The sequence below is a fragment of the Mycobacterium sp. E2733 genome (genome assembly GCF_001667585.1).
Taxonomy (GTDB): Bacteria; Actinomycetota; Actinomycetes; order Mycobacteriales; family Mycobacteriaceae; genus Mycobacterium.
The window spans coordinates 1-5,826 of the sequence record NZ_LZJZ01000034.1 but is presented as its reverse complement, the minus strand read 5'-3'; the positions used below and the strand labels follow the sequence as shown (position 1 = coordinate 5,826).

Here is a 5,826-nt window from a genome sequence, read left to right as displayed (position 1 = left end):
GTCGTGCGGGTTCATCACGTGGTAGGTGCGGAATCCGTCGACCGCCTGAGCGCCCAGCGTGGCGATCGCCTCGGCGACGAAACCGACGGGCAGCCCGTCGAAGTGGGCGCGTTGCCGCTTGCCGTCGGCGCCGAGCCGGAAGAACGACGAGGGCGCGACCCCGGTGGCCAGCAGGCTCAACGCCGTCCGCGTGAACACGTCCGGCACATTGAGTTGGCCGGCATACGCGGCGCCGGCCAGGATTACGTCGCAGCGGAAGACCGAGACCGGCAGCGCGCACAGGTCGTGCGCCTCGCGCAGCAGCACCTCACCGGCCCACTTGCTGTTGGGGTATCCGTTGCCGTAGCTGTGATCGACTTTGCGGGTGGGGCTGATGATCCGGATGTCGGCGTCCTCGGTGAACAGCGAACGCTCGATTTGGTAGCCCACGGCGCTCGTCGACACGTAGGTGTAGCGCTTGATCTTGGTGGTGAGTGCGATGCGGAGCAGCTCGGCGGTGCCCATGACGTTGGGCCCGAAGAATTCGCGGTAGGGCAGGACGGTGTTGACCAGCGCGGCGGAATCGACGATCAGGTCGACGCTGTCGGCCAGCCGCTGCCAGGTCTGCCGGTCCAGGCCGAGGTTGGCTTCGCCCTTGTCGCCGGCGACCACCTCCAAGTGATCGGCGGCCAGTCCCTCGAAGTGGCGCAACAGGTTTGGGTCGCCGCTGTCGAAGGTCTGGTGCAGGCGGCGGCGCGCATCGTCGGTGGATTTCGCGCGCACCAGGCAGATCAGGGTGCCGTCGACGAGTTTCATCCGCTCGAGCCATTGCAGGGCCAGGTAGCGGCCGAGGAAGCCGGTGGCCCCGGTCAGCAGGACCGTCCGCGCCTCGTGTGTGGCCCGGGTCAAGTCCGGGGCCGCCGACAGCGTCGGGGCGTCGATGAACTTCTCCAGTTTGAGGTCGCCGGCGTGCACCTCGGCGGTGTCACGGCCGTGCACAGACTCGAAGAGCAGATCGCCGGCCGGACTGTCATGCCGATCCAACTGCTCGCTCAGGCTTCTGACGGACGGGGCGTCGAATACCGTGCGCACCGCAAGGCGGGAGTCGAGGGCTTTGTTGATCGAGTCGATCAGGCGCATCGCCGACAGCGAATCGCCGCCCAGGTCGAAGAACGACTCATCGACCCCGACACGCTCGATCCCCAGGACCTGGGCGTAGACGCCGGCCACGATCTTCTCGGTCGGGGTCTGCGGCGCCTGGAAGGGGGCGGCGGTAAACACCGGTGCGGGCAGCGCCTTTCGGTCGATCTTGCCCGAGGAGGTCAACGGGAACCGCTCGAGCACGACTATCTGAGACGGCACCATGTAGTCGGGCAACCGTGCGCTCAAACGCTGACGCACCGCGCTGATCTGCGTGTTGGTGCGGGGTTCGTTGGCGTGGGGGGTGCGTCGGCGGGCCCGGGTGTCGGCCAGGTAGAGGTCGGTCAGCGACTGCGCGTGCCGGCGGTGCGGTTCGGGGCGGAGGAAGACGACGTCGAGGGTGCCGGGTTGGGCGCCCCAGGTCACCGCGGCGTGATATCCGGCGGCCTCGCCGGCGCGGTGTAATTGCTCGGGAGTGACGGTTTCGGGGATCGCGGTGGCTTGGGCGAGTGCGTCGGCCAGCGGCAGCCCGGCCGCGAGTGCCTGTTCGACGTGGACGTCGGTGATCACTCCGGTGTGGGGGATCTCGGCGACGCGGACCGTGGCGGGACGCCGCGTCATCAGCTGGCTGCGCAAACCGTCCAGCCCGGCGCATTGGCCCCACATCCAGGTGGGCACTGTCGCGAGCGAGCGTACCGACGTCGGGGTTTTACGGATGATGACGTCGTAGCGGTACCGGTTCACTTCGTTGTCGGCGAATCCGCGTTTGACTTGGATGTCGAGCCCGGCCACTGACGGGCGGTCGGCGGCCCAGGTGCAGAAGAACTCCGGGGCCAAGAGCAATTCGGATTCGCTGAGGATGGCGCGCTGCACCCACTGACGGATCTCGGCGGTGTCCGTGGTGCCGGTGCGGGCCAGCGCGACCGCAGTTTGGAATGCGCCCTGCAGCGTGTGGTTGCGAACGTCGCCGATGAACAGGGCTCCGCCGGGCGCGAGCAGTTCCATGGCGCTGTCGATGAGGTCCGCCAGGTATTGCCGGTTGGGGAAGTACTGGATGACCGAGTTGAGAATGACGGTGTCGAAGTGGGCGGGCGGCAGCCCCTCGACCAGATGGGCGGGTTGGTTCAGCAGCTGGACCCGGTCGCGCCACGGGAACTGCAACCGATCCAGCGAGCGGGCCAGGTTGTCGATGGCCGCCGCCGAGACGTCGGTGGCGACGTAGTGCTCACAGTGCGGGGCGATCTGTGACAGCACCAACCCCGAGCCCGCACCGATCTCCAACACTCTTCGCGGCTGTAGGGCGATGATCCGCTCCACCGTTGCCGAGCGCCACTCCACCATCTCCTCGAGTGGAATCGGGTCACCGGTGTAGCTGCTGTTCCAGCTCCGAAAATCCATGCCGAACGCCGGCTCCCCGACCCGGGTGCCGTACAGCTCGTCCCAGACGTGTTGCCATCCCTCGACGGTTTCGGCGTCGTGGTCGGCGCCGGCGGCGTGCTCGAGCGTGACGTAGGCGACGAGCTGGGCGCCGGTCTTGGTGTGGTGCACGGTTGCGGCTGCCTGGGTGACCTGCGGGCACGACAGCAGGGTGTTTTCGATTTCGCCCAATTCGATGCGCTGTCCGCGCAGTTTGATCTGGGTGTCGGCGCGACCCAGGTAGTCCAGTGTTCCGTCCGGGGTCCAGCGCACCAGGTCACCGGTGCGGTACATTCGCTCGCCGGCGCGGCCAAAGGGGTTCGCCACGAACCGTTCCGCGGTCAGGCCCACCCGGCCCACATAGCCGTGCGCCAGCACCGGCCCGCTCACGTACAGCTCGCCGACCACTCCCCTGGGCACCGGGTTCAGCCGGGCATCGAGAACCACCGCGCATGCTCCGGGCAGCGGGGCGCCGATACCCACCGGCTGCCCAGCCGACAGCGGCGCGGTGCAGGTGACCCAGATGGTGGTCTCGGTCGGGCCGTAGGTGTTGAACATCCGCCGGCCCGTCGCCCAGGTGGCCGCCAACTCGGCCGGCAGGGCCTCGCCGATGGTGATCAGCGTGTCCACGCCCGTCAGCCGATTCGGATCCAGCGACGACAGCACCGTCGGGGTGAATACCGCGGCGCTGACCTGTTGGCGCCGCAGCAACGTGGTCAAAGCCTCGCCCGCGTAGGCGTCCCTGCCCGCCACCACCAGCGCCGCGCCCGACCGCACCGCCGCCAACAACTCGCCGACCGAAACGTCGAAGGTCGGCGAGGCCACCATCAGCAACCGCGAATCCGTTCCTAACCCGACCCCCTCCCCGAGCGCCGCCGCCAGCAGACCGGCGTGGCTCACCGCGACCCCTTTGGGGGCCCCGGTGGACCCCGACGTGAACATCACGTAGGCGGTGCTGCCCACCCGCAACGGCGCCAGCCGCTCGGCGTCGGTGATCGCGTCCGCGCTGCGCCCGCGCAAATCCAGCCCGTCGATGCGCAGCACCGGGCGCGCCCCGGCCCCCGCCACGGTGTCGGCGCCACACGTCAACACCCACCCCGCTTCGACCGTGTCCAGCATCGTGGCGATCCGTTCGACCGGATAGGCCCGATCCACTGGCACGTAAGCCCCGCCGGCCTTGACCACGGCCCACCAAGCCACCACCAACTCCAGACACCGGTCCATCGCCACGCCCACGGCCTGCTCGGGGCCCACCCCCGCCTCGATCAGCACCCGCGCCAACCGCGTCGACCACTCGTCCAGCTCGCGATACGACACCTCCCGGGTGCCGTCCACCACCGCCGCCGCGTCGGGGCGGGCCGCCACCGCCGCGGCCAACAACTGCGGCGCCACCGCCACGGGCGCTCCCACGCCGCGACCCGACCACCGCGACAGCACCAGGTCACGCTCGCCGCGATCGAGCAGCGGGACATCGCCGACCACCACTGACGCATCCGCCACCACCGCCTCGACCAGCCGCCCAAACCAGGCGACCAACCGTTCGACGGTGGCCCGGTCGAAGAGATCGGTGGCGTACGTCACCACCCCGGTGGCCATCGGTGCGGCCGGATCGTCGGTCGGCACTTCGCTGAACTCGAATTCCAAGTCGAATTTGGCGGTGCCCGTCGCTGCCGTCAGCGGTTCGACGCTGATCTCGTCGAACGACAACACCTCGGGGCGGACATTGTTCTGGAAGGCCATGAACACCTGAAACAGCGGATGGTGTGCCGTGGAGCGCACGGGATTGAGCTGCTCGACCAGCCGCTCGAATGGGACATCCTGATTGCTGTAGGCATCCAGCGCCTTGTGGCGCACCTGTTGGAGCACCTCGCTGAACCGGTGCGCAGAAGTGATCCCCACCCGCAACACCCAGGTGTTGACGAAAAACCCGACCAGATCGTCGAGCGCCTGGTCCAACCGTCCGGCGATCGGCGTGCCCATCACCACGTCCTCGCCGACGCCGACGCGGTGCAACAGCACCGCCACCACCGCCTGCAGCACCATCGATGCCGTCGTATTATTCTCTGCCGCAACGCGTTTGACGCCCGCCCATAATTGCGGGTCGATCGGCAGGTCGATCGCATCACCTCGGAAACTGGGCTCGGGCGAGCGGGCCCGGTCCGTGGGCAGCGACACCACTGCCGGCAAGTCGGCCAATTCCTGCCGCCAGTACCGCAACTGGCCCGCGATGACGCTGTCCGGATCGGATTCCTTGCCCAGCGATTCCAGTTGCCAAAGCGTGTAATCCGCATATTGCACCGGCAACGGCGCCCACCGCGGCGCCTCGCCCCGCGCCCGTGCCCGGTACGCCTCGGCGATGTCCCGGACCATCGGCGCAAATGACCATCCGTCAAAAGCGATGTGGTGCAACACGATTGTCACCACATGCCGCTCGGGCCCAAGGGAATAGATCTGCGCGCGGATCGGGATTTCCGCCGACAAATCGAACCGATGACCCGCCAGCGCAATCACGTGGGCGGTGACATCCTGCTCCGGCAAAGACGTGACCGCCGGATCACCGCCTCGCCACATGCCCGCCTTGGCCGGCATCACCTGCTGGAACGGCACACCGTCGATGTCGGGAAATACGGTGCGCAGCGATTCGTGCCGGGCGACGACATCGTCGAGGGCCGATTCCAGTGCCGGGACATTCAGGGGCCCGCTCATCCGAAAAGCGATCGGCACGTTGTAGGTCGCGACCCCGCCCTCGAACCGGTTGAGGAACCACAACCGGCTTTGGGCGAACGACAGCGGGACCACTGCGGGCCGCGGACCTGCCACCAACGGCTTGCGCCGACCCGGATCACCACGGGAGTCGTCGACCACGGCACGTTCTGCACCGAGCAGACCGAGCAGTTGCAGGTCGGTGGCGTATTTGATGATGATCGGCGCCGTCACGTGCGGGATGTCCGCGATGTCCTTGCGGGGGCCGATCTTGGCTTCTCGGACCGCGGCGCGGAACCGGTCGGTCGGCGCGTAGGACCCGCGGCTCGGCTCGGGGGGCTGCAGCTGAGTGGCGTTGCGCAGCAGCAACATCTGCAGCACCGAGTGGCGGCGCTGCCGGTCCGGCAGGGCGCGCAGGGCGGTTTCGAACCGCAGCAACCACTCCCCGAAATCGCCCACGCGCTGGATGGGGTAGCCCGCCTCGATGAGCCAGTCGACGTACTCGTCGGGCCCGATGCCGTCGTCGTGCGGGTTCATCACGTGGTAGGTGCGGAATCCGTCGACCGCCTGAGCGCCCAGCGTGGCGAT

At 68.2% G+C, this 5,826-nt stretch carries 1 protein-coding gene; it reads right to left on the bottom strand.

Features of this window, described 5'->3' with window-relative positions; translation table 11 throughout:
* A partial coding sequence (locus tag A5678_RS08585; protein ID WP_156746818.1) for a non-ribosomal peptide synthetase occupies positions 1 to 5,826 on the bottom strand: 5,826 nt, incomplete at both ends.